The sequence below is a fragment of the Rhodococcus sp. CX genome (assembly GCF_015865005.1).
Taxonomy (GTDB): Bacteria; Actinomycetota; Actinomycetes; order Mycobacteriales; family Mycobacteriaceae; genus Rhodococcus.
Genome location: NZ_JADZGH010000251.1, coordinates 118,087 through 118,755 on the forward strand (window position 1 = coordinate 118,087; position 669 = coordinate 118,755).

The following is a 669-nucleotide window of genomic DNA, read 5'->3' on the forward strand; positions in this document are numbered from 1 at the left end:
GCGGGCGGTCCTCGAGGCGCCGTCCCTCGCCGCGCTCGCCGCCCACGTCACCACCGGACCGGTGCCGCCGCCGCTGCGGCGCGCCGACACGACCGGCCCGGTGCCGATCGCCCCCGCCCAGCGACGCCTGTGGCTGCTGTCGCGTACCGAGCCCGACGCGCGCTACATCGTCCCGGTGGTCCTGCGCGTGACCGGCGACCTCGATGTCGATGCCCTCGCTACGGCCGTGCGCGATCTGTGCGACCGTCACGAGATCCTGCGCACCGCCTATCCCGACGGCAATTTCGCACTCGTGGATTATCCTGTCCTCGAACATATTTCGACATCGGACCCGGATCGGGCCGTCACCGAGACGCTCACCGCGCCGTTCGACCTCGATACCGAACCACCGCTGCGCATCCGCCTGCTCGACGTCGCCCGCGACGATCGCATCCTCGTCGCTGCGGTCCATCACATCGCATTCGACGGTGCCTCCGTCGGGCCCCTGCTCGCCGACCTGCAGACCGCCTACCGGGCTCGCGTGGGCGGAACGCCGCCGACCTGGCAACCGCTGCCGGTGACCTACCGCGACTATGCACGCCGGCAGCACGAGTTCCTCGGAGACCACACCGAACCCGGCTCGGCGGCGCACCGTCAGCTCGACTACTGGGCGACGACCCTGGCAGGGGT

General features: G+C 71.2%; 1 protein-coding gene. It reads left to right on the forward strand.

What is annotated here, in order from left to right; all coding sequences use genetic code 11:
- Positions 1-669, forward strand: a 669-nt coding sequence (locus I0Q12_RS27325; RefSeq protein WP_231611553.1) for a condensation domain-containing protein, incomplete at both ends; no start/stop codon positions are given.